This window comes from Dyadobacter psychrotolerans, assembly GCF_004349265.1.
GTDB lineage: Bacteria > Bacteroidota > Bacteroidia > Cytophagales > Spirosomataceae > Dyadobacter > Dyadobacter psychrotolerans.
Genome location: NZ_SMFL01000001.1, coordinates 18,282 through 42,841, shown reverse-complemented (window position 1 = coordinate 42,841; position 24,560 = coordinate 18,282). Strand labels below are relative to the sequence as shown.

Sequence of the window (24,560 nt, the reverse complement as noted above, 5' to 3'; positions counted from 1 at the left end):
TTTTGGAATAGCGAATGTTAGCTGGGGCTACGGGTTACTATGTGAAAATGGTTGTCTGCTAACTGTGTGTTTCAAATCCTTGCTTATAATCTCATATTTGGCAGTGAATCAATATCTTAAATTATCATGAGAAGATACAATCTTTTTCTTTTGTTATACTGTTTCTGTGGCTTAGCGCATGCGCAGATTATTGACCCTAAAAAAACCGCAGAACGCAAAGCAACAGATCGAACAAATGGTCGTATAGACCAATCTATTGATAAGGGATTCGATAAGGTGGAGGAGGGGATAGGTTCTCTTTTCAAGAAAAAAGATAAGAAGAAAAAAGTGGAGCAACTACAAAATGAAAATTCTTCCTTAAGTTCCTCACAAGAAGGAAAAATGAGCAATGAAAAGCCAGCTGGCGAAGTAAAGAACACGCAATCTCGTTCTGCTTCTTTTTCCTCATATTCTAAATTTGATTTTGTCCCCGGCGAAAAGGTCGTGGCATTTGAGGATTTTGCCCAGGATGCTATTGGAGACTTTCCAGGCAAGTGGAATACCAACGGTTCTGGCGAAGTAGTGACAATTGGTGGAAAAGAAGGGAAATGGTTGAAATTTACAAACGAAGGCTTTTTTTATCCGGAATTTGTTGATGTTTTGGATGAGAACTGTACCATAGAATTCGAAATGGGGACAAATGAAGCCCAAAAGGTTCTGGCTCGTATGTTCTTTGTTGACAGCAAAACCTATCCCAATCCGTTGCAATACGGATCCGTAAATCTTGTTGAGGTTTATTTTAATCCGGCCGGCAGTACTGAAATTGTTTGCAGGGATAAGGACTGGGAAGTGAAATCTAGTAACAGCAAGAACAACGTAGCTTGGCTTTTGCCTACCAGTCCATTTGTGAAAATATCCGTTTGGAGGCAAAAAAACCGATTACGTATTTATATGAATGAAACGAAGGTATGGGATATTCCGCGCGCCTTTGAACCCGGCATTCCTTACAGACTTTTGTTTGGTACGGATACCAATTTTCAGGATGACAGGGCACTTTTTATAAGTAATCTTCGTGTGGCTAAAGGGCAGCCAGACACACGTAGCAAACTGATCACAGAAGGTAAATTTGTTACGAACGGAATTTTGTTTGATGTGAATTCCGACAAGATAAAAGGTGAATCTTATGGCGTATTGCAGGAAATTGCTACGGTGATGAAGGAGAATTCAACCGTGAAAATTAGAATTTCCGGGCATACCGATAGTGATGGGGACGATAAAACAAATCTGGCACTCTCACAAAAAAGAGCATTGGCGATCAAAAATACACTGGATAAGGATTTCGGTATTGAAGCAAGCAGAATGGAGACAGATGGATTTGGCGAAAGTAAGCCGATTGATAGCAACGTCACCGCTCAGGGTAAGGCGAACAACAGGCGGGCCGAGTTCACCAAACTTTAAAACCTTTTTCAGATTTTAATCTACAACCCGAAAATTCAGAACTATGAAATCGACGCTTACCACAATTCAGGTTATTCTGAGTGCGTTATTTGTGTTTTCCTGCGGGGGAAGTGCAAGTGATAAACCGAAAGACGTAGCTGTTTCCGAGATTAAAGAATCGGAAAATATGGATTCAAAAGGCGGCAATACGTGTCTGCTTGGATACAGCGATAAGCTTGACCAATTACTAACTTTAGACGCAGCCGCCGGCTTCACAGCGTTGCCCGCAAACGCTGCAAAAGTGTCCTATTCCAAGGTCATGAAGAATACTGCGAGTCACAGCATCAAGTACAGCTGGATCGGTGATCGGAAAAGGAGTATGAAAGATGCGGGTATGGACATGGTGCTTCCTGTCAAGGAACAGATCGAGTTACACGGAATCAAGGAAAAGACACTTACCGAATTCAAGGCATCGCACCGCGCTCCCACTAACGAGGAAATCAGAAAACGTGATAAGGCCGTAAACGACGCACTGGATGGGAAATCGGGAAAAAAAGAAATTAACGAGAACCTTGAAAAACTCGACAAAATGAAAGTGGATAAGTCCACACAAAAGGGAGTAGCTCAAAATATGGGAAATGTTTTTGCAAAAGTGGCAATGGCCTATGAAGATGTAGCAGGATTGGGAGATGCAGCCAGCTGGAACTCTTTTGAAAGAAGACTTTACGTTCTTGATAACGGCGTCGAGATTTCTTTGTCGGTAGATCTTAGCGCAGATGAGTCAGTCAATAAGAAAAAGGCAGTTTTGATTTTGACCCAACTTTTGTCAAAGTGCGATTAATGGATCGGAATATTTTCCGCCTGTTATTTAAAATAAAACTATTTGAAGACAAAGTGGTTATTTTGATTGGTGTATAGTTGACTTTTAAGAATTTTCGTTTTCTTTAATCAAAGAAGTCCAAATTTTCTAAATCAAACTACCCGACAGTCTTCCGGTATGGAACAAATTATTAATGCAATTAACAATGTGATCTGGAGTAATGCCCTGATTATTCTTTGTCTGGTAACAGGTATTTATTTTTCTGTGGTAACCCGTTTTCTTCAGGTTCGTTATTTAAAAGATATGGTAGCCCTTCTTTTTGGAAACAAGGCTTCCGCAAAAGGAGTATCTTCTTTTCAGGCTTTTGCAATTGCTATCTCCGGCAGAGTGGGAACGGGAAACATTGCCGGTGTAGCAACGGCCATTGCTATGGGCGGGCCCGGTGCTGTTTTCTGGATGTGGGCTATTGCTTTTCTGGGTGCTGCGTCGGCCTTCGTGGAGGCAACATTAGGGCAGATTTACAAAGAAGTTAAGGATGGGCAGTACCGCGGAGGTCCTGCCTTTTATATTGAAAAAGGTCTTGGTGTGAAGTGGTATGCTGTAATTTTCGCAGTGGCAACTATTTTGAGCACGGCAGTGTTTTTGCCCGGCGTACAAAGTAATAGCATTGCGATCAGCGCGAAAAGTGCATTCGATATTCCTGTCGAGATTACAGGTGGTGCCGTAACAATTCTCCTTGGGCTAATCATTTTCGGGGGCGTAAAGCGGATCGGTAAAGTGGCTGAATTTGTAGTCCCGTTTATGGCTGGCGCATACATTCTGATGGCTCTTGTGATCATCGCAATGAATATTTCACAGGTGCCTTCTGTTTTTGGACTTATTTTTCGGTCAGCATTTGACATGGAACCTGCTTTCGCTGGCATATTCGGAATGGCGGTTGCATGGGGTGTAAAAAGAGGTATTTACTCAAATGAGGCGGGGCAGGGGACCGCTCCGCACGCAGCAGCAGCAGCAGAAGCCAGCCATCCTGCAAAGCAAGGTCTGGTGCAGGCGTTTTCCGTTTATGTGGATACTTTATTTGTATGTACCGCTACTGCTTTAATGATCCTTTTTACAGGGAAATTTAACGTGGTGAACCCTGATGGCGGATTTCTGGTCGAAAACGTAAAAGGCATGGCCATAGGGGCAGAGTTTACCCAGCAGGCGATAAGTGCACATTTCCCTGCTATTGGGAGCGAGTTTGTCTCTATCGCGCTGCTTTTCTTTGCATTTACAACGATCATGGCATACTACTACATTGCAGAGACCAATTTGAGTTATCTAAATAAAACAGGAGACAGCAAGGTTCTGTTGTGGAGTCTTCGTGGACTGATCATGGGCGCCACTTTTTACGGATCTGTAAAAACAGCAGAATTGGCCTGGACAGTGGGTGACATTGGTGTCGGATTAATGGCCTGGCTCAATATTATTGCCATTCTACTGCTCAGAAAGCCCGCTCTTGATGCGCTCAAAGATTATCAAAAACAAAAAAGTGAAGGTAAGGACCCGGTTTACAGTGCTGCTAAAATGGGTGTAAAAAATGCTGAACAGTGGAATTGAGTCCGGGATTCGAGTGAATTCGGAACCAAATGTTGTATCAGATTTGAACTATAATGTAAAAATCAAAGACTCACATCACAAAATCGCATAGCTAATTTTCGGACATCATTGGCGGTAATTAGGAGTAGTAATTGCCTTGAAAAGGTGTTACTTTGCAGTTAAAAGAGGTAAAGTGAGGAATAGCAGCATTAAAAAATATTACAGTTTCTTAAAGTTCAGGCGTAATTTTACGCGCTATAGTATCGATAAATTCAGGAGTTACGAAATCGTTATATTCTGGCTTAAAATCATTCTGACCAGAAGCCAGTTTTTGATTCTTTCAGGTATTTTAGTGGGGTGCACAGCTGGTTTTGCCGGCGTAATATTAAAGTCACTGGTCCACTATATACATTATGTAATTACTGCTAAGGTTCACTTCGAAGATCAGATTCTTTTCTACCTGATCTTTCCATTTCTTGGAATTGTGATCACAACGATCGTCGTAAAATATATTTTCGACGGTCAGGACAAAAAAGGGATTCCGGTGATCCTGCATGAAATTGCTCAGAATGCAAGCAAGGTTTCACCTGTGAAAATGTATTCGCAGGTTGTGCAAAGTGCAATTACGGTTGGCTTAGGCGGATCTGCGGGATTGGAAAGTCCTATTGCGGTTACCGGTGCTGCTATCGGATCTAATTTTGCGCAAACTTATAAACTGAATTATAAAGAACGTACACTTCTCCTGGCAGCCGGCGCAACTGCGGGTATTGCCGCTGCTTTTAATGCTCCGATTGCAGGTGTCATGTTCGCCATGGAAATTCTGTTGACCGGAGTTGTATTTTCGGATTTTATCCCATTGGTAGTTGCCGCAGTATGTGGGAGCCTGATATCAAGAATCTTATTGCAGGAAAAGGTATTGTTTTTGTTTCGGTCCCGAGGTGCATTCGACTATCACAATCTTCCCTATTATCTTGTTTTGGGTATTTTGTGTGGCCTTTATGCAAGGTATTTTCTGGTGATTACTAGATATGTTGAAGGTTTTTTTCATTCGCTGAAAATTTCCAGGATTCAGAAAGCAATGCTCGGAGGGGCGATTTTGTCTTTACTTTGCGTATTGTACCCACCGTTGTTTGGGGAAGGTTATGATACAATCAAATCATTTACCAATGGCGATATTCAGCAGGTGATCAACAACAGCTTTTACCGGTATGTGAGTTACAGGGAATGGGTTGTTATTCTTTTTGTTGGCGTAATTTGCCTGCTTAAAGCATTTGCAACATCGATCACAATTCAGGGAGGCGGTAATGGCGGTAATTTCGCACCATCCCTTTTTGCCGGAGGTTCTTTGGGATATGTGTTTGCGTTGCTCTGTCTGCAAGCCGGAATTTCCGAAGTTCCAATGACAAATCTGATCATCGTTGGTATGGCTGGTGTGATGAGTGGGGTACTTTATGCTCCTTTAACAGCGATTTTCCTCATTGCAGAATCCAGTTCTGGCTATGACTTATTTATTCCTCTGATGATAGTCTCGGTCATTTCCTTTTTGATGGCCAAGTGGTTCTCTCCAACTTCACCTGAAATGGAGAAATTGGCTGACCAGGGTCAAATATTTACAAGGGAGCATGATAAAAATCTGCTTTCTCTGCTGCATACGCTTGACTTACTGGATCCGATCACGCAGGTTATTAAAGAAAATGCTTCTTCCGATGAATTGATGGAGGTTTTGGAGAATGGTAAAAGAAACCTGATTGCGGTTCTGGATTTAAATCAGGCACTGATTGGAATAATAAGCCTGGAAGATATAAGACCCATTTTGTTTGGTAAAAATAATATCAAACTACTTGATGTAAAGACTTTGATGAAACCTGTCGGTGTCGTTATTAATGAGACGGATTCTGTAATTGCTTTGGCTAAAAAGTTTGATGAAACAGGTGTTTGGAATCTGCCTGTGATAAGAACGAATGGAAGGTTTGCAGGATTTATTTCTAAATCAAGTGTTCTGGATAGTTATAGAAAACTCCTACAAGAACATTCCGGCTAATTACAAGCTTGTTTGCATAATAACTATGCACGATTATGATTATGTCGAAGATATTCCAGAGTTTCGTTTAAATCCTCAAACCTGATGGTCAAACCAGTTTGGGTGGATATCATTCTCGCCTTTGGGAAAAAATTTCCGTTTTCCTCAACTAGAAGTGTATTTTCAAATAAACAGACTTCGATAACAGAGGGAAATCCCAGCTGACCATCTGTGGCAACTGGCTTTTCACTTCCTATAAAAGTTGTTGCTTCTTTTATAAGTTGATCAGCTTCTTGTTTTGTCATAGGGTTTTATTAAGGGTTGAGAATCTATTTCTCAGTGATATGGGAAGTGCAATATATTCCTCTTTTTATAACCTTTCAAGTGCTGATTTCATAAGCTCTATCTCTTGACGTTGGGATTTAATAATGCTGTCAGCCAGTGCTCTTATCTGAGGATCCTTGATGTCTGCCCGGCTGCTGGTCATAATTGCCGAAGAATGATGTGGAATCATTGCTTTCATATACTGTCTGTCGCTGACAAAGACCTGGTTTCTCAGTAAAGTAAATGCTAAAACAAAAACGGTAGCACTTGTAATATAGATCATCGTGTTTGCATTTTTATTTGTGTACATTTTTGGCATGAATAAAAGCATAACAATGGCCATAGGTGAAACCATCAGAAGTGTCATGTATAAGCGGGTAATGCTCAGGTAAATATGTTCTACATCATTTACGTTCAAAAACATGACCGCGTACATGATAACAAAGGACACGAGCAGCATCCCGAAAAATTTTAAATAGCTATTGTTTTCCATGTTCCAAACTTTTAGTTGAATTAGTATTTGCCGGTATATGATAGACGGAAACTGTTATTGCCCGGATGCAGGGCTGAATAATAACCGCTTCACGGATATTTCATTTAATATCTGATCGAAGACTGTGCCTGCAGTTAATGTTTTTAGCTGTGAACAAATCAGGTAAAACTCCTTACAGATTAACCTGTCATTTTTGCCATAATCCCAGATTGGATTGATGCTTTCAGCAGCGATTCTTTCAAAGCTGATTTCTGGTAAAATAATTAGAATAGAACCCTGGTCATTTAGTACGGTATTTTCAGGAAAATGACTCGCCCTATACATAATGAGAGAAGATAGGGCCCGCAAACTGATGATGGCAGTGCCGGGGTCATTAATTCCAGGACTGAGAGCCTTTAATGCAATTTCTCTCAATTGATTAAAACCATAAAAAAAATTTCCATTGATAGTTTCTGTCAGCGGAATTATAACCAGGTCAAGAAGCTTGGTTTGCAGCTCTTCAGGCAGGTTTTTATTTGTCGCAATTACGGGCGTACCTGTTAAAATAAATGTTCCCGGGGTAACGAGTAAGGCTGCCTGAAATGCATGTTCAATGCAAAGAGATTTTAATGCAGTTTTTTCAATTCCTTCAAATATACCAGACTTGGCAGCCTTAATTGTGTAGGGCGTGGAAAGCTTCAAAGATACGGAATATGGATTTTGATTCGGGCATGCTTTCTTAAGCGAGTCTAGCGTATCATCAAATATCCGCTGAATAACCACTTCATATTTCACTGATTGTGTGATGTAATGAAGAAAATAAATAAAAAGAAATATATCGAATATTGTCAAGAATATGAGGAGGTAGGTACTCAGAGCGGGAATGTAAATCCCTGAGTCGATGTCCCTTATGGTACTAAGAAGAAAAAAAGCATATATAATTGTACCGATATAGATTCCCAGGACAATCTGCTGAAACTTATTGCCGATCAACTGGCCTAAGACCCGGTTACTCATTTGTGATGCCGCCTGGTTAAGCACAATCATTACCATAGAAAAGCTGAAAACGGTAAGTGATATTATGCCGGATGCCACCGCCGAAATGATACTTCGTGCGGTAGAAGCGTCTTTAAGTCGGAGCCAATGAAGCTGGCTTTTGATGAGTTTTCCTTGCTCAGAGTAATCAACAGTGATCATTAACCCACACAGTGCAAGAAATCCGATTGCGATAATTGCAGGGTAAAAGGCTATGCTGTCTACTGTTTTTTGGTATTTTCTTTGTAGGAAATTGTTCACATTATATTGTTCTTGGTAGGATCGTATTAGAGATTAAAGCGAAATTTATAAATATAATTTATGAAACACTCTGACCGTAATAATCCAAAAAGCTGCCATCCTCTATCGGATTTACCGGTGCCTCCGGGTTATATGTCTCACTATTTTTAATATCTTCCATACAAAGGCTGATGCTTAAATTCGATGCGGACCAGTTAATCTCATTGACTGCACTTACAGGCAACAGGATTTTTTTTGAAGACAACCAACTCCCTGTTTCTATCACCAGACTGGTAACTTCCCAGGTATCAGTTTCAATTATTAAATCTGCCAAATGCCCGAACTGTCCATCTGTTGTCTGAATATCATAGCCTATCAGTTTATCAGAACTTCTTAAATGAGGATCGTTGGAATTGCTGCGATTTTGCGCATCCTCTGCTAAGGCTGCTTTGACAGATTCAGTCAATGGAATAAAACTGCCTTTTGAACCCACGCCCGGACCCCAGTATATTCGCCATGGAAAATGATTGTATAATTTCATTTCTTCCTGGCGGGATACAGGTTTGTCCGTATCAATATCAGGGCTGCTTCTGATCTGATCAAGTGTGAGATCCGTTTCCAATACACCATTTTCCCAATCGGGTTTTAATAAAGACTGTATGGCTATGAGAACCTTATTTTTCGGTAGCCAGTCCCCTGTATCAACCACCCAATAGCGAATGACCCATGACTCATCGTCCAGATAAAGTTCTTTTACTTTGCCAATTTCTCCATCTGTTGCTCCCAGAGAGAACAATGACATGCTTTTAAGACTTCTTATCATTGATAGAATGGTTTTGTAAAACTATTTTGTTGTCAATACAACCTGTCCCTCCGGATACTGAATACTTGCTTCCTTTTCTGCGGTTATGAAAAAATTTACCGGCTCGAAGGTACTTACGGTTTCTAAGCTACTTGTCAGGGCCTTTGAGAAAAGGCCGTGACCGCTTTTTAATTGTCCCATATTACGAACCCCGTTGTCCTTTGTGTTTGCCCATACTACGTATACATTCTTAGACTCTACAAGTCTGTCGGGAGGCGAAAGGTGGCGAACATTAAGTTTAACTGCATAGTTTTCATTTTTATCCTTTTTGATCTTTACGTATCCTTCTGCTGCGGGAACAATCGAAGAAGTAGAAAAGCTTAATTTTTTTGAACAGGAGGATAGTAAAAATAGGATTGCGAGCGAAAATATAACATGGAAGATATTTGGTCGAAATATGGATTTGAGCTTCATTTGGCAAGAATTTGTATAATGTAAAAGGATTAGCATTGTTATAATCATGCCAGCAAATGATTAATTCATTTACCCGGGAAAGAGGAGATTTAATCTATTTTAGAGTGTGAATTGTTTTTTATTACTTAAAAATCCGAAGTTGGAAAACATCTCCTGTTATTTTGATTGGGTATATTAGATTATCAGATTTGTTTTCGGGGATATTACTGACCAATCCAACATTTGCCAATAAATAAGACCTATGTCATACCTATACGTCTTCAGTTGGAATGGCGAGGATAATATTGATTTTGGGTGAAGAAAGCACTATTTGCCATATCCTGTTTGTCGTTTACTTTCCTGCCGAAATTTTATTTTGATGTGATTTGACCTTCTGGCACGGTTATGGACTATTGATATTACAATTCACCGGTCAATTGCCGCTTTTTATCCGCAACTGTAAAGTGAATGGATGGCATCCTGCTAATTTAATCATCGGCTCCATTCCTTGATTTTTGGGTCCGGTTATGGGCTAAACTCTTTCACATTAAAGAAAAAATGAAATCGTTTAAGGAAATCAAATTTTCAAAGTTTTTTTGGAACCTCTTAGTGTTTATTTCCGCGAATGTGGTTTTACAATCTGCGATTCGCAGAAATACAATTTTCTTATCTCGAAGGTTGTTCCGGCGGCAGAGTGTGCCGTAGAGGTGAAACAAGATGGCAATAACAATTACGAAAATTGACTTGAATATAACCAGACTTGCCGAGCCAACAAGAAAGCTTTACATCGTGTGGATCGAAACAGAGAAAAACGGAGCTAAAAATATTGGTCAATTAAAAACTTCTAGTGGATTTTTCTCAAAGACACTAAAAAGTTCGCTCACTACGGTTACCTCATTTAAACCAACCGGCTTTTTTATTTCGGCTGAAGATGACTCCGGTATTCAGCGTCCTGGTTCGCAGGTAGTGTTAAGCACTTCGCGTTGAAGTAAAAGCTGATCTCGTAAATATTTATTTAATTTTTTCAACTATAAACAAACTAATCTTTATGGGAAGTATTAAAAATGAAATCAAAAATTGCAAGTGGGTGAAAAGTGTATCAGGAATATTCATCGTATTGCTGTTAGCGGCATCAGTAAGCTGCAATAACAAGGAAAAGGAAGAAAAGTCGGAAGAAACAGGTATGGCAGATGCTGGGGATGTAAAAGAGAACAATAGCACGGTAGAGGAATATGTGACATTTGTGAGCAATGATAAAGATAAAATGGCGCTGGACCATGCTTACACAAACGAAGCACTTTTGAAGCTGACTTCGGCAGTTGATGCAATGGCTGGTGAAGTTGATTACGATATTAAAGCAGATCTGGAGAAAGCCAAAGCCAGTGCCAACAAAATAACTGAAAATCCATTCGAAACTTCCCATGCGGACGAAATAAGAAACTCTGCTGAAATTCTTTCCGGCGCACTACAAAATATTCAAAAGGCAAAATATCCTGGCTTATCAAACCAGGCGGCAGAAGTTAAAAGGGCAGCAATGGCTATTGATCCAAAAATCCTGACTCTTGACCAGAAGGATGCTGTGAAAAACTTTTTTGCCAAGAGTTCAAATCTTCTTGAAAGTATGAATTAATAACCATCTCTTAGGCACATGAGGACGTTGGGTAGGTTGGAATTCCCATAATAATGTATCTAGTAATGCAAAAAATGTCGAACATAAAACAATATACCGGGCTCATTTATTTGTTTCTTTTTGTAACACAACAGAGTTTCTCTAGTGGTTTGGAAAGTATGGATATTGATGTAAGCCATAGTAATTTGATTTGGCAAAATTTCTCAGCTCATACTGATACTTTGAGAATAAATCAGCCAGCGGGAGCGGTAAGTTTTGTTTCCGCTGCAAAAGCTGCAATGCCGGCGGTAGTCCATATAAAAATCCGCTTTAATTCCTCCGCGGATTATGGTGCATCCGGTTCGGGTGTAATTATAAGCGAAGATGGATACATTGCAACCAATAATCATGTAGTTGAGAAGGCTGCCCAAATTGACGTTACCCTGCCGGATAAACGCACGTACAAAGCAAAACTTGTTGGCCGTGATCCAAATACCGATCTTGCTTTGATCAAAGTTGAAGGGCACAATCTGCCGACAATTAAATTTGGAGATTCCGATGCCCTGCAGGTAGGAGAGTGGGTATTGGCCGTTGGCTTCCCTCTTTCACTGAATACTACGGTTACGGCAGGAATTGTTAGTGCCAAAGCTAGGAGTATTGGAATAATTAGCCGATCGGCGAGGGATAATTCTGCAGATAACGAACAGCCCATCGGCAGTAGCGCAATCGAATCTTTTATACAGACAGATGCAGCCATTAATCCAGGGAACAGTGGTGGTGCACTTGTAAATACAAACGGCGAACTTATTGGTATTAACTCCGCTATTGCATCTCAGACGGGAAGTTATGCAGGTTATGCTTTTGCCATACCGGTTAATCTGGCCAGGAAAATCCTGGACGATTTAAGAACATATGGCACAGTGAAGCGGGGCGTACTTGGTGTATCGTTTCCTGCGCCGTCTACTGAGGACCAATATATGATTCAGAAGGGGCTCAATCCAGCAAATATAAAAGGAGTTTACATTACCGGCGTGCAACCTGCAAGTGCTGCCGCAGTCGCAGGTTTGCGGGAAGGTGATATTATTCAGCGAATTGATGGTATTGAACTGAATTCATCAACTGAATTTTCCGAACGCATAGCAAGGCACAAACCTGGTGATAATATAAAGCTCAATTATCTTCGAAATAATGAAACAGGAAGTTTATCCGTTACTTTAAAAGGGGAAGGGGTCTCCAATCCTGTTGCCAAAGCCAATCAACCTTTGCAGGAAATACATAGTAAGCTGGGTGCCACTTTTGCCCCACTTTCCAATGAAGTTAAACAACGTTTCAGCCTGAAAGGCGGTGTGGAGGTGACTAATGTCCGTAAGGGAGGTTTTTTTGACAAGATCGGAATCCCGGCGGGAACCGTAATCGCGTTCATAAACGGGCAGTCTATTATCAGTCCCAAAGATATTGACTCAGCACTATTGTCCGCGCAAAGCGGAATGATCAGGATTTTTGCAATAGCTCCGGATGGTTCCAAAGTAGTATTTGATTTTTCCATGGGTACGTAGCATGTAGTTTCGTTAAGTATTAACAGTGCTGATATTGATGTAGCTTTGGCAAATGAATATGGAATGCACGAATCGGTACATTGTCAGCAGTGCCCAAGTGCTTGTAAATATTGTGCAGAAGAATGCCGTAAGATCGCTGCTTAACCGCGCTGCTATTTCAGCGCTTTCAAGGTGTAACGGTTTTTTGTTTACAGTCTTTTTATCGTGTGAAACTTTCGCAATTGATGCGCTTCTAGATATTTGTTTAGACAACTGGGTTTAATGGTTTAGTATATAATTGTTTTGGCCACAATAATAATGATTAGATAAATTTTCGGTTTCGCTATATGGAGCTTAATAACAACGGCAGTTCGACCTATAAACCAAATGAACATCTCGCAAACGAGAGGACATATCTTGCATGGGTGCGGACCGGAATCGGGATTATGGCATTTGGGTTTGTAGTCGTCAATTTCTCATTGTTCGTTAAGCAAATCGGTCTGGCATTCGGTACAAATATCAAAACCCCTTCGCATGGTTATTCTGCAATAATCGGGATTTTACTGGTCGCGTTCGGCGTTTTGGCTATAATGCTATCTTACTGGCAGTATCGAAAAACAGAAGAGCAGCTTAAAAACAACACATACAGGCCATCCACAGTTTTGACCAGTATTTAACAGGCGCAATTTTATTAATTATTGTTGTATTGATTGTTTACCTTATTCAGAGTATTTAGCTTGGACATTGCTTGATCAGGTGATTTTAGAACAGAAGACTCTTGGTGTAACATTCAAGAATACTCGTTGTAATTTCTGCAAAATGGCAATAACTTAAACCCACGTCCGGGTGACAATTACGGCATATTAAAATCATATTCAATTTCAATGTTAATTTAACCGAATTACTCGTTCAGAAATAATATACTTACTTTGCATTCCGGCAACAATGCCATTAATAGGTGTATTAATCTCCTGAAACAGGTAAATTGAAAAAATCAAGAATTATTTACCTGGCAGAACAACGAGGACGATCGTTTATTTATCCGTAAAGCCATTGAAGTTATAAATGTGAATATCCAGGTAGTTGAAGCCTCTGACGGGAGTGACCTGTTGGATCTGGTAGAAGTAGAAGCTGGACACTTTTTCGAAGTTGTAGTCATACTTGATATGAATGTACCAAAGGTAACCGGTCTGGAGGCACTGGCTGCAATCAGAAGCAGTGATCGAATTAAACACATTCCTGCGGTGATGTTATCAACATCTGCCGATCCGCAGCTCATAAAGACGGACATTGTGGGAACAATTGGGATTCGGTTAACCTGTTCGATATCTCTGTCCACCTCTTTTTCCGTATAATAAATCTTACAGGCAATTTCCCGACTCTATTATTTCCGAGCCAAAATTTGTCATCAGGTCCCACAACTATGATAGAGGTCGGTCAGAAAATTGTCTTTCAAAGCACAATAAATTCTATTGGACTGCCAGAGTGATGTAAAATAGATGTATCCATCCGATAAAACCCGCGTTGTTAAATTCGTGAATGTAACTGAGATTTTCGTTACAAAATGGGCTAGAACCTCGTGGCGGGAGGAGTAAGTTTAGGCTCAGCCATGTGATGATTATATCACATAACAGTTACGTACTGCAAGTTCAAAGCCTTAATGAGGGCACACTACCAAGTGCAATTTACCAGTCAGAATCTTCTAATTGAAACACTTCGTCAGCGGTTCTGTGCAATACATTTGCAATTTTAAACGCAAGCAAAGCGGATGGAATAAATCTACCAGTTTCAATAGAGTTTATTGTTTGCCGTGACACCTTTACCTTATCTGCAAGCTCTGCCTGGGTAATGTTATTGCGAGCCCGCTCCACTTTAATCAGGTTTTTCATTAACCGTTAATTTTTATATTTTAGGTAATGAAACAATCCTAACGCGAGTAGCAAGATAATAACAAGCGAATGATAAGCAGGAATGGATTCAATAAGTTTCTCAGAATCAGGTTCAGGCTTACTAAGCAGGAAGTAATTAATCAGATGAGTAATTGATAATCCTGCCGGTACTGCCCAAGTCAGCGCCTGAAACTTCACCTGATGAATGCGTTCATCGTCGGTTTTTTCCTTAGAGAAAAAAATGAAAACAAGTCCCCAGCAGAAAAGGCCAGTAAGTAAATTAAGGTCAACTAAATGAAACTGCCAATATTTGGAGGAGAAAGAGTATATTCCCCACAATATTAACAAGATACCTACAATCTTCATTTTGTGGGAGTAGGCAAATACGTTAAATGTATCTTTCATTTTTTGTAAAGTTTAGAAGCCCAAATGTAAAGCTAATTTTACAAATTAAGAAATAATTTGTTCCCGCTCAAATCCATACCCACACACAATTCAAAATCGGACCTTGGGCAATGGTTCATGGCCTTCGAGAATACTAAAAATATAGTTCCTTATCGCCGTTTTTCGCTCATTTGTAAGAAAAATCTCTAACCGGGCTTTAATTTGCAGAATTTATGAACTGTGCCCAGTTATTGGGAAGCAGTTGGTAAAGATCTTTGTGTTTATGGTATTGTATTCTTTCAAAAACATCTGTTAACCACTGCTGCTCATCAACCCCGTTTTTCTTGCATGTAGCCATAAAAGAATACATAGCTGCTGTCATCTCGGCTGCCTGGTGTGAGCCTGCGAACAAAAATGCCTTTCTTCCGATTGCTAATGGCTAAACGCGATACGTTAGAAAATATACTCATGATAACTATTTGGGAGAATTTGGAGCAATCGGAATTCTCCAGCTATGATTCGAAGAATAGTATAAAAGACCAGTTTCAAACTAGAGCTTATTAAGTGAACTGCTAGGCTAGCTGGCCGGCAATGGAAACGATAAGCTCAGGTAATAGTAATACTGGTGATTTCATAACATTCAGATCGAGGTATTTGACAAAAATAAAGTTTTCAACTGCTTGAATAATAGTGTATTATTGTCTGTTTTGTTTTAAAAAGCAGAATAAAGTGCGTATTTTCTTTATACAGCCAGCCGCTCAGCTTTTGTAACTCGACGTAATGCTAACCATAGCTTCATCCAACTGATTATGGCTAAATTAAATCAGATACTGACTGCAATTTGTCTATCATGCTTATTTCTTAATATTTCAGTAGCTCAGCAATAAGATAGAGCCAGATATTTGGGTATTGCATTTGAAGCTACACCAGGAGAAAATAATGCTATACAGGTGTCCCGGGAATAGAAGTGGGCTACAAACATTGATCAGTGGCAGTGGAAACTAATACCCGGAAATGGCCTGTACGAACTGGTGTTACAGTGATTCTGCCGAAAGGAAAAACAGATAAGAGCTATTCGGCAGCCTGGTTTTCCTTGATTGGCGATGGAGAATTGACGGGTCTTCCGTATGTGGAAGATTATGGCAGCGGGTATGGTTCAATGGGTATACCAATACTAATAGTGTCGGTGCCTGACTTATACTACATGAGGCTTTATCCCACAATTGAATCTTTACTTTCCAAATAAGTCAAGGTCCTTCATTAAAAAAATGATTCAAGGTTTCCGTTTGCCCGTATGCTTTGGAAACAATATAAGAAATCGCTATTTTTATGCCGATAAGGATCTCCTTTGAAGAAAAAGAGTAATCAGGTTCATTTTGAAATGAAATGGTTTAAAGTGGAAAATTTACTTGGCTCGAAAGCAATTGTAGTGCATTGTTCATTTAAATCGTAATGCACTAAAATTTGTCAATTAGCTTTGAGTCCTGTGTCAAATTTTTCACTAATTAAACCCAGTGAGTTATTCGTGTAGTCATACTTATTTGCCAGTGTAATAGTCTGGAAATTAGTTATTTATAGGGTAGGTACGAATCCCTGCATCTCCACTTAATGAAAGATCAAAAATAGCTAAAGCCCGTAAATCAACGATTTACGGGCTTTAGCTTTTCCTCCCTTTGCTCAAAATATTCAGTTTTCATCAGCTTTCACGGGACCTATTCGAAGCACCTAATTATTGAAATTCTCGGTGCAGCGAATTGATTCATAACAAATTGTAATTTGGTAAGATGTATACTACACGACTGCAATGAACTTATTGGTTATGTGCAAATCACCGCCTATAAGGTCATCCATATTATGTCTCCCAATCCCGAAGGAGGACAGAATATAAAAACTTCCATGCCCATGATCGTCGCGGAGAAACTGGATGTTGCCTGGAAGGATGTCGTCGTATAGCAGGTGTCTTTGAATACGGACCGTTATACCAGACAATTTATCGGAGGCAGTCAGGCAATTCATCAGAGCTGGAAAGGATTCGCACCGCCGGAGCGACCGCACGACACATGCTTCGCGAAGCTGCTGCTGCTAAATAATTTAATTGGTTTTCATGTGAAGCCTGAGGTATTCCTGAGTCGCCTCTTTTTGCAAACCGTTTTCCGGCAGGGGCTGTTGACAATTACCTGGCAGAGGACTGGACAATTGCGTCCAATATTACCAATGGCTCATTCAGAGCACCGAGGTCGAATTTTATGGCTTCGGCTGAGCAATCATTTTTAGACGAAGTAGCTGAGGCTTCCGGCAAAGATCCCATTACGTTCAGGCTGGATTTGCTTAAACGTGCCAAGGAAAAGCCGGTAGGAAAAGACAATGAGTACGATGCGGATCGGTACGCAGGTGTATTGGAACTGGTACGTGAAAAGTCAGGCTGGGAGCAGGGCAGGAAGACCAGAAACCTGGGTGTTTCCGCTTATTTGTGCCACGATTCCTACGCTGCTCATGTGCTTGATCTTGAAATGAAGGAGGGCGCGCCGGTAGTCAAAAAGGTGACTTGTGTGATTGATTGCGGTATCGTGATCAATCCGGATGCGGCAATCAATATGACAGAGGGGGCCATTGTTGACGGAATCGGAACGGCGATGTATGGACAAATGACTTTCACAAAAGGTGTACCGGATAAAAATAATTTCAGCACATATAGAATGATTCGCATGAACGAAGCACCAAAAGAGATCGACGTTCACTTCGTGCAAAATAACATTGACCCGACCGGCATGGGCGAACCTGCCTATCCTCCGATTTTTGCCGCATTGGCAAATGCATTGTATAAAGCAACCGGCAAACGTCTGTACAACCAGGCGTTCATTACTGAATTAGCAGAATCTAAAGCTAGCTCGTAGGTGATTGTTGTCCTTTTTAGGTCACCATTGAAAGAGAATAGTATTTTATGGGCAGCATGAACAGCAAGATTAGGTGTTTCTGTTGTTATTTTTAAATAATCTAAATAGAAGCTTTGTAACATACAGCTTCACGCGATATCTTCACATTCTGATCTGTTCGGACAGCCGTTATCGCCGGTACTGTGTCGATATTTCAAGTATTTATTAGGAATTTATCAGGCGGTTTCATCAAACGTACGTCCACGTAATGTCAAATTGCAAATCGTATAGAAATATGCGGTATCTGATAATGAGACTCTAAAAGCATTAAAATGAATCTTTGCTACTTCACTTCTGCCTATTATCCTTTCTTTTTCTCGTCGTTGGGAAGCCGGTAATTTAAATTTAAAACCCGGACTGCCATCATTCACCTGTCCCCAAACAGGACTGGTGCTGCTACTGCTTTGGCCACTTTTCACTGTTATTCGCAGCAGCATGTTTAAGTTAACTATTTAATTATTTATGAAAACTCATTCCATTCTAATTTTTCTATTTCTGTATTCTCTGAGGTTAACTGCTCAGGAAATAAAAACAAACGAAAGCATACAAACTGTAATGCAAGGAATTGTGACAGACGAAAATGCTAATCCGCTTGCTGATGTTACAGTCGTTGCAGGCAATAACCAATCTGGCGCAATTTCAGATAGAGAAGGCAAATTCATTATCCAGCTCCCTGCTGGTAAACGCGTGGTTAGTTTCAGCTACGTTGGCTTTAAAACACTTAAAGAAGTTGTTGATACAGAAAAGGTTAGTGGCATGTTTAAGATTGTTTTGGTATCGGACAATACCAATCTCCAGACGGTAGAAATTATCGGACGTCGCGAAAATAGTTATAAGTCGTCCATGACTTTTGCTGGCGCAAGAACGGAAACGCATCTCATGGACATTCCGCAATCCATTGGTTACGTGACCAAAGAGACCATGGAAGATCAGCAGGCCTTTCGTCAGATTGATGTGATCAAAAATATCAGTGGTGTAAATGCTTTTTCAACATATAGCAATGACATCGTATTGAGGGGTTTCCGGGCTTCAACTTATCTGATCAATGGTTTGAAAAGTGTTAGTTCAGGATGGAGTTCTGCGGTTTTGCCTTATGTCGAAAAAATGGAGGTCATTAAAGGACCTGCGTCTGCCTTGTTTGGCAATTCGGATCCTGGTGGAACGGTCAACGTAATCACTAAAAAACCATTACGGGAAAACCGTAAATCTATTAATTTTTCTACGGGTAGTTTTAACACTTACAGGCTTGCTGGTGATTTTACAGGATCAATGGATACGTCGGGGAAATTTCTGTACCGTTTAAATCTGGCTTACCAGAATGCAGGCTCGTTCCGAGATTTACAGGGTGGGGAAGACATTGTGATCGCTCCTACTTTCTCATTTATACCAACAGAAAATACAAGGGTAAACTTCGAGCTGGTTTACACAAGAACAAATACCCGCCTGGATCGCGGACAGCCTATTTTTGGTGCAACGGCTACCAGTAACAGCAGTCTTTTATACAGTACGCCTGTTTCTTTTGCTATCGGCAAAGACAACGATTTTCTGCATGATACGAATCTGTTTTCAACCATTTCCATACAGCAAAAAATCAGTGACAAATTTTCATTGAATGCTTTTTACATGAAATCCCTGTACAAAGAAAACTTGCTGGAACACCGGACTTCCAACCGTTATGCGGTAGACGCCGCGGGCACTACAATCCCTACCTTAATGGAAATGCGGACGATCAGGCGGGATGCGAACAATCACACCGATAATTTTAGTGTTTATGGAGTTTACGCCCTGGAAACCGGACAGTTGACTCAGAAGATTTTGCTTGGATACGATTACATGCAGAATTTAACTCCTAAATCAGGAAACTCTGCATTTAATGCAGGTGGCTATCGGAATGCAGCGAATAACGGTTCCATTTCCCGCTACACGGCTGCCAACAAAGACAGATATTTAATTGTTGACAATATGCCGGTGCCAAACGTTCCGCATTTTGATCTGGCTAATCCTGATTATTCCATGTCTGAAATCAGTGAGTATTTCAGTGTTTCCGAGACCAACGAAAATACGCCATCCAAATACTATGTGAACGGATTTTACATTCAGGATCAGATTAAATGGAAGCAGTTTCAGTTGCTTTTAGGTCTTCGTAAGGAATATTATACAGACGTAGTTTCGATGGGACAGGCTGATGAGCAGAAAGTGGAGCAATCGGCGCTCATTCCAAGAGCAGGTTTTGTATATGCGCTGCGCGATGATGTAAGCATCTACGGTACTTTCGCAAAAGGCTATCAGCCTCAGGGATCAGCCATTATCGGAAACAGCAGTGTATATGGAGGTCCGTTTGATCCTCTTACAAGTAAGATTTTTGAGTTTGGTGTGAAAACCGAATTGTTTCGTCAACGGCTGATGCTGACTATGGCGGCTTATCAAATCGAGCAAAACAATATCCTGATGAACGCTGGTAATCCAGACAATCCTGACATGCTTCGCCAGATCGGCCAACAGCAATCCAAAGGTATTGAAATGGATGCGGCCGGATCAATCACCTCTTCGCTGAGTATTATCGCAAACTTTTCTTTGAGTGAAGCCACCATTACTGAAAGTGAAAACGAGGCAGAAATAGGAACGTTGATGCCCAATGCGCCGCAGTCTCAGGGTAATATCTGGATAAAATATAAAGTAGCAGAAGGGAAATTGAAAGGCATTGGACTGGCATTGGGAGGTAATTACGTGGGTAAAAGAAATACCCAGAATGCGACCCTGCAGTTACCGTCTTATGTTCTTGCAACAGCTGCTGTTTCTTATACCGTTGACAAATTCAGGATCGCGGCCAACTTTAACAATATTTTCAATAAAACTCACTGGGTTGGCGGATATGATTACGTCCGTTTGTTCCCGGGTGCGCCACGTAATACCATGGTAAGCATAGGTTATACTTTTTAGTAATAATTCTGACTAATTAATTTTGATCAATGAAAAAGGCAGCTGGATTGGTGCATTTATGGCTAGGTTTAATATCAGGACTTATCGTCTTTATTGTATCTGTTTCCGGCTGCATTTTTGTTTTCGAAGAGGAGATATTTAACCAGACCCACAGTGAACTGGTATATGTTTCAGATGTTTCCGGTGAAATAAAGCCATTGCCGGGTTTGCTTGCCAGCGCACAGAACGCGGTCGGAGAAAAGAAAAAAATAAAGGAAGTTATCATCTTCGGTGATCTGAAGAAAGCTTTCAGTTTTATTGCTTCTAAAACAGACAAAAAAGCCAAAAATGTCTGGACTTATTTTGAGCAGGTAAAATACAATGAAGAGGTTTTTGTCGATCCTTATACAGGTACTGTACTTGGTGTGGTCGACCGCAAGTACGAATTCTTTAATGTTGTCAGGCGGATTCACCAAAACCTTCTGCTGCCGTATGAAATTGGAAGTCTGATCGTCGGAAGCGCCTGTCTGATGTTTTTGGTATTATTGATCACAGGTTTTGTATTATGGCTACCTAAAACAAAAAACGGTTGGAAACAAAGATTCACTATCAAATGGAATGCGAAATGGCGCCGTGTAAACTATGACTCGCACAATGTCGGCGGTTTTTATGTTTTACCCATTGCCATGATTATCGTTGTAACCGGACTTGTCTGGTCATTTGACTGGTGGGAATCCGGGATTTACAAAATACTTGGGTCGGAATCTTCTGAGGAATTTACCATTGAGCAGCCTGAATCAAACCAAAAGTTGACGCCTTCAAAAGAACTTTTAACTAAGATTTTGAAGGAAAGCACTGATAAAAACCCCGAATTTCAGACGCTCACCATTTCACTTTCTGATGATCAGGAAAAACCGTACCGGGTTGAAATTAAAACCAGCCGGGAGGTGGGATGGTCCGCCTCAGATGATTATTATTATCATAGCGTTTCGGGTAAGCAATTCGGGCAATTTTTACAGGAAGAAAAATCTCTGGGACAGAAATGGAGGGATTCAAACTATGAAATACATACGGGCGGCGTTTATGGAATAGCTACTAAAATTCTTGCGTTTCTTGCCAGCTTCTTGTGTGCTTCTTTACCAGTCACGGGATTATTAATCTGGTGGGGAAAAAGGAACAAACCAAAGAAAGTTAATTCCAAACCTGTTTCTTTAAATGCTGGTAAAAGCAGAAAAACTCCGGATTTCAAAAAAAGAACAATTTCTGATGCCCGGATGAAATAACGATTTTCCAGATTTAATATCGTGACAATACATTTAGTTTATTCCATAACCCACACTCACATAATACGTTCCACCAATCGAGGGTCCACCTAGAAACGAGTTGTAATACTGGTTTAGAAGGTTGGTTGCACCTACTTTAATAAGCGATTTGATCACCGGAATATGATAGCTCACCTGCGCGTCGAGACTCGAGTAGGATGGAACCTGCCCACTGACCAGAAAAGTTTGGGATAAGTATTTTGACTGCCATCTGTAAGCCAGGGTCGCATCGGTGTTTTTAAGCAGATTCTTTTTGGAAACGGAGATATTGTAAATCCATTTTGGTGTGTTGAAACCATCTTCCAGACCATCCTGATTTTCGGTGTTGCGAAGTTTTGAAAAAGTAGTGTTGGCCGATACGATCAGGTCCTTTTTGAATTTATAATTCAGCCCCGCGCTAAATCCGAAATTGTCAATAACGGATTGTGAATTGGTATACATCCGGTATGGCGATTGCGTGGTCCGGTTATATAAATCAGCTGGAATGGTCGCTTCATTGGTTGAATTAGGCACATTCATGTTAGCCTGGGCAATGAAATTGCTGAACCGGCTCAGATAAACGTCTGCATTAGCATAAAGATTACTATTGAAAAAAAGTCCTTTGTAGCCAGCTTCCCAGGTCTTTGCGTGTTCGGGTTTGAGATAGGTGTATGGGTTTTTTCTGAGCAATCCTTTGTTCTTCTCAATGGCGGCAGCCTGTGTCAAACCTGTCTGGTTGATATCGGCGAGCACTGCTGTTTGAAATGCGGTGATGGAAGTGGCCAGCCAGGCATTTTCAAAGATTCCACTGGACATCACCGGAAGTCCGCCAACCCTTTTCACACCGCCACTATTGACATTACTGTAAGCTTCAAAAATGCTCGGGAAACGGTATCCGCTTTGGAACGATGCACGAATATTGTGATTGTGAACCAAACTGTAAACCGCCGAAAAACGTGGATTAAATGTCGTTTTGAAATAATCGTTTTTATCGGCCCGTAGAATGGCACCCAGTTTCAATTTGCTTTGAAATAATCCTTTTCCAATTGAAATAAAACCGCCGGTCTTGCTATAATTTATATTTTTTCCTTCCTGAGCCGGCTCTGGATTTACAAAATAATTTCCATCGGGAACGATGATGTAAGTCCGGTGATCAGCGCCTATGAGCAAGTCCAGATCGTATTTGGTTTTTAATGATTGAAGATAATTTTCAGTCAGGTTAACTTGTAGCTCACCATGCACGAGACTCGCTTTTACGCGCAATGCAGCACCCACGTCCCAGTTGTTAATACCCTGTAATTTTGCCAATTGCCCGTTGAATGCAGGAGTTCCCGGCTGGTAGCGACCAGCATCTGCAACCGTCCTGGCCTGCCTTAATGCGTCAGCTACCGTCGCTCCGGCAGATACGGACTGATTAAACCCGTCGGTAAAATCGGTATACCAGGTGTTGTCCGGCTTATAACTTCTGTCCATGTTTTCAGCCATTGAACGCAGGTTGTAGGATTTGCCGGTATTTTCAGAATTTATATAAAGCTTTGCCTGAATGGACTTTGACTGGTACTGGATTGCATGTTGCTGCAAACGGTAATTTTGCAAACGGAAACGGTTAGCGCGCTGATACACATTGTCAAGTTCGCTGAAATGGTAGGAATAAGTCAGCATTGCATCCTGAGCTACTTTATAGTAAATCCCTGCATCGGCTTTTACATTTTGAAGATTATAATTAACAACATCCATTTCCTGATAACCCGTCCGCGCAACCACATAATTTCGGCCTCCCAGTGATATTGTTCTGCGGTTCGAACTTTCATTTCCATAACCGTTCACAGGATCCTGCGCCGGATTATCAGCGCCGAACAGATTGGTACTCCCGTTGGCATTCCCGTTCAATTCTGTCTGATCTGAGACAATCCAGTCGTAACCTTTTGTGTGCGCGCCATTTACTTTTAGCGCCCATTTTGTTGAAATTACTTTGGCAAAACGAAGTGTTGTTTCCGAAAAAGGCTTCACTTTACTGTACCGGTCGTTGACATGGTTAATAGCCATTTTGTGCTGGATCGAAATTCCTTCGGAAGTAAAAGGATTTTTGGTGAAAAAATTGGCAAGCCCATTTACCGTATTCATGCCGTACAATGCGGAAGCCGTTCCTGGTAAAATCTCAACGTTGTCAATATCCAGATCAGTTGGCCCAAGTGCATTGCCAATCGCGCCACCGATATGTGGTGACTGTACGTCCATTCCATCTACCAATTGTGCAAACCGTACATTAGTTGTATTGGAAAATCCTCTGGCATTCAAAACTTTAAAGCCCAGCGAAGGCGTGATCATATGAATACCCTGAGCATTTTCAAGTCCATCAAAAAACGAGAGGGCAGGCGAAAGCGCAATGGTTGTTTTATTTACTTTTTGAACGCTTACGGGAGAAACCAGGATACTCTCGATGAGCCGGGAAGCGGTCACCACAACCTCCTGTAATGAATTTGTTTTGAGCGTATCCGTTTGTGTTTGGGCTTTTGCCAAAAATGCAGATGCAATCAAAATACAGGTAAAATATTTTCTCATTCGTTTTTTAAGTCGATATAGCTTTCAGGATACAACGATAGGGAAAAATTGAATGGGAATTTAACTTCCTTCATAGTAATTCGCCAATCGGCTAAATATTTCTACCAACGACATAAACAACCGCATGAAAACATTCATGTCACCAAATTTGGCTTTGACACAGCTGGCGGAGTAAGAGGCGGTAAAAACAGCAAACCTGGCCACATCAGACAAGTGGTTGAAGAATCGCTTAAAAGTTTAAGGGTTGGATACCATTGACCTATATTAT

Annotated in this window: 22 protein-coding genes and 2 pseudogenes; 15 read left to right on the top strand and 9 right to left on the bottom strand. The window is 40.8% G+C overall.

The window, feature by feature from the left end:
- The first annotated feature begins 126 nt into the window (after positions 1–126).
- The 4 genes from E0F88_RS00225 to E0F88_RS00210 all read left to right on the top strand — a co-directional run bounded on the left by E0F88_RS00225 (position 127) and on the right by E0F88_RS00210 (position 5,855).
- Positions 127–1,437 carry an OmpA family protein gene (locus E0F88_RS00225; protein ID WP_131955524.1) on the top strand — a complete coding sequence of 437 codons (1,311 nt, stop codon included), beginning with the start codon at positions 127–129 and terminating at the stop codon, positions 1,435–1,437.
- A gap of 43 nt (positions 1,438–1,480) precedes the next feature.
- Entirely contained in the window at positions 1,481–2,257 is a 777-nt protein-coding gene (locus E0F88_RS00220; protein ID WP_131955522.1) for a hypothetical protein, read from the top strand.
- Between the two features lie 156 nt (positions 2,258–2,413).
- Entirely contained in the window at positions 2,414–3,835 is a 1,422-nt protein-coding gene (locus E0F88_RS00215; RefSeq protein ID WP_131955520.1) for an alanine/glycine:cation symporter family protein, read from the top strand.
- A 172-nt stretch (positions 3,836–4,007) separates the two neighbouring features.
- Positions 4,008–5,855, top strand: a complete 1,848-nt coding sequence (locus E0F88_RS00210) for a chloride channel protein (protein ID WP_131955518.1) — start codon at positions 4,008–4,010, stop codon at positions 5,853–5,855.
- A 23-nt stretch (positions 5,856–5,878) separates the two neighbouring features.
- Here E0F88_RS00210 and E0F88_RS00205 read toward each other — a convergent pair whose 3' ends face one another.
- From E0F88_RS00205 to E0F88_RS00185, 5 genes are all read right to left on the bottom strand, one after another.
- Entirely contained in the window at positions 5,879–6,139 is a 261-nt protein-coding gene (locus E0F88_RS00205) for a hypothetical protein (RefSeq protein WP_131955516.1), read from the bottom strand.
- A 65-nt stretch (positions 6,140–6,204) separates the two neighbouring features.
- Positions 6,205–6,651, bottom strand: coding sequence for a DUF305 domain-containing protein (locus tag E0F88_RS00200; protein WP_131955514.1), 447 nt, complete (start codon positions 6,649–6,651; stop codon positions 6,205–6,207).
- Between the two features lie 54 nt (positions 6,652–6,705).
- On the bottom strand, positions 6,706–7,926 hold the full coding sequence (locus E0F88_RS00195) for a DUF2254 domain-containing protein (RefSeq protein WP_131955512.1): 1,221 nt from the start codon (positions 7,924–7,926) through the stop codon (positions 6,706–6,708).
- A 58-nt stretch (positions 7,927–7,984) separates the two neighbouring features.
- Positions 7,985–8,728 carry a PRC-barrel domain-containing protein gene (locus E0F88_RS00190; protein ID WP_131955510.1) on the bottom strand — a complete coding sequence of 248 codons (744 nt, stop codon included), beginning with the start codon at positions 8,726–8,728 and terminating at the stop codon, positions 7,985–7,987.
- A 21-nt stretch (positions 8,729–8,749) separates the two neighbouring features.
- Positions 8,750–9,181 (bottom strand): hypothetical protein, encoded by a 432-nt coding sequence (locus E0F88_RS00185; RefSeq protein WP_220466182.1) that lies wholly within the window; start codon positions 9,179–9,181, stop codon positions 8,750–8,752.
- Between the two features lie 696 nt (positions 9,182–9,877).
- On the opposite strand from E0F88_RS00185, the gene E0F88_RS00180 reads away from it, so the two are divergent.
- The 6 genes and pseudogenes from E0F88_RS00180 to E0F88_RS00160 all read left to right on the top strand — a co-directional run.
- Complete coding sequence (locus tag E0F88_RS00180; RefSeq protein ID WP_131955508.1) at positions 9,878–10,147, top strand: hypothetical protein; 270 nt, start codon at positions 9,878–9,880, stop codon at positions 10,145–10,147.
- Between the two features lie 61 nt (positions 10,148–10,208).
- Entirely contained in the window at positions 10,209–10,790 is a 582-nt protein-coding gene (locus E0F88_RS00175) for a hypothetical protein (protein WP_131955506.1), read from the top strand.
- 74 nt (positions 10,791–10,864) lie between these two features.
- Complete coding sequence (locus tag E0F88_RS00170) at positions 10,865–12,325, top strand: trypsin-like peptidase domain-containing protein (RefSeq protein ID WP_229213628.1); 1,461 nt, start codon at positions 10,865–10,867, stop codon at positions 12,323–12,325.
- Between the two features lie 45 nt (positions 12,326–12,370).
- A complete protein-coding gene (locus E0F88_RS35015) occupies positions 12,371–12,469 on the top strand; it encodes a four-helix bundle copper-binding protein (RefSeq protein ID WP_510185868.1) in 99 nt (32 codons plus the stop codon).
- Between the two features lie 182 nt (positions 12,470–12,651).
- Entirely contained in the window at positions 12,652–12,981 is a 330-nt protein-coding gene (locus tag E0F88_RS00165) for a YidH family protein (RefSeq protein ID WP_229213627.1), read from the top strand.
- A 360-nt stretch (positions 12,982–13,341) separates the two neighbouring features.
- Positions 13,342–13,659 (top strand): annotated as a pseudogene (locus E0F88_RS00160) (response regulator); the annotation flags it as partial.
- A 330-nt stretch (positions 13,660–13,989) separates the two neighbouring features.
- On the opposite strand, the gene E0F88_RS00155 reads toward E0F88_RS00160, so the two are convergent.
- The 3 genes from E0F88_RS00155 to E0F88_RS34695 all read right to left on the bottom strand — a co-directional run bounded on the left by E0F88_RS00155 (position 13,990) and on the right by E0F88_RS34695 (position 14,935).
- Complete coding sequence (locus E0F88_RS00155; protein ID WP_131955502.1) at positions 13,990–14,193, bottom strand: helix-turn-helix transcriptional regulator; 204 nt, start codon at positions 14,191–14,193, stop codon at positions 13,990–13,992.
- Positions 14,194–14,199: 6 nt separating this feature from the next.
- Positions 14,200–14,598 (bottom strand): hypothetical protein, encoded by a 399-nt coding sequence (locus tag E0F88_RS00150; RefSeq protein WP_131955500.1) that lies wholly within the window; start codon positions 14,596–14,598, stop codon positions 14,200–14,202.
- A 196-nt stretch (positions 14,599–14,794) separates the two neighbouring features.
- Entirely contained in the window at positions 14,795–14,935 is a 141-nt protein-coding gene (locus tag E0F88_RS34695) for a transposase domain-containing protein (protein ID WP_374756306.1), read from the bottom strand.
- Between the two features lie 636 nt (positions 14,936–15,571).
- Here E0F88_RS34695 and E0F88_RS00140 point away from each other — a divergent pair.
- The 5 genes and pseudogenes from E0F88_RS00140 to E0F88_RS00125 all read left to right on the top strand — a co-directional run bounded on the left by E0F88_RS00140 (position 15,572) and on the right by E0F88_RS00125 (position 21,712).
- Positions 15,572–15,823, top strand: coding sequence for a P1 family peptidase (locus E0F88_RS00140; protein WP_165939965.1), 252 nt, complete (start codon positions 15,572–15,574; stop codon positions 15,821–15,823).
- A 530-nt stretch (positions 15,824–16,353) separates the two neighbouring features.
- A complete protein-coding gene (locus tag E0F88_RS33535; protein WP_165939964.1) occupies positions 16,354–16,530 on the top strand; it encodes a hypothetical protein in 177 nt (58 codons plus the stop codon).
- A gap of 132 nt (positions 16,531–16,662) precedes the next feature.
- Positions 16,663–17,471: pseudogene (locus tag E0F88_RS00135) on the top strand (molybdopterin cofactor-binding domain-containing protein); the annotation flags it as partial.
- Positions 17,472–17,972: 501 nt separating this feature from the next.
- Positions 17,973–20,450, top strand: coding sequence for a TonB-dependent siderophore receptor (locus tag E0F88_RS00130; RefSeq protein WP_131955496.1), 2,478 nt, complete (start codon positions 17,973–17,975; stop codon positions 20,448–20,450).
- A gap of 29 nt (positions 20,451–20,479) precedes the next feature.
- Complete coding sequence (locus E0F88_RS00125) at positions 20,480–21,712, top strand: PepSY-associated TM helix domain-containing protein (RefSeq protein ID WP_131955494.1); 1,233 nt, start codon at positions 20,480–20,482, stop codon at positions 21,710–21,712.
- 33 nt (positions 21,713–21,745) lie between these two features.
- Here the strand turns inward: E0F88_RS00125 and E0F88_RS00120 are convergent, their stop codons facing one another.
- On the bottom strand, positions 21,746–24,292 hold the full coding sequence (locus E0F88_RS00120) for a TonB-dependent receptor (RefSeq protein ID WP_131955492.1): 2,547 nt from the start codon (positions 24,290–24,292) through the stop codon (positions 21,746–21,748).
- Positions 24,293–24,560: the final 268 nt, after the last annotated feature.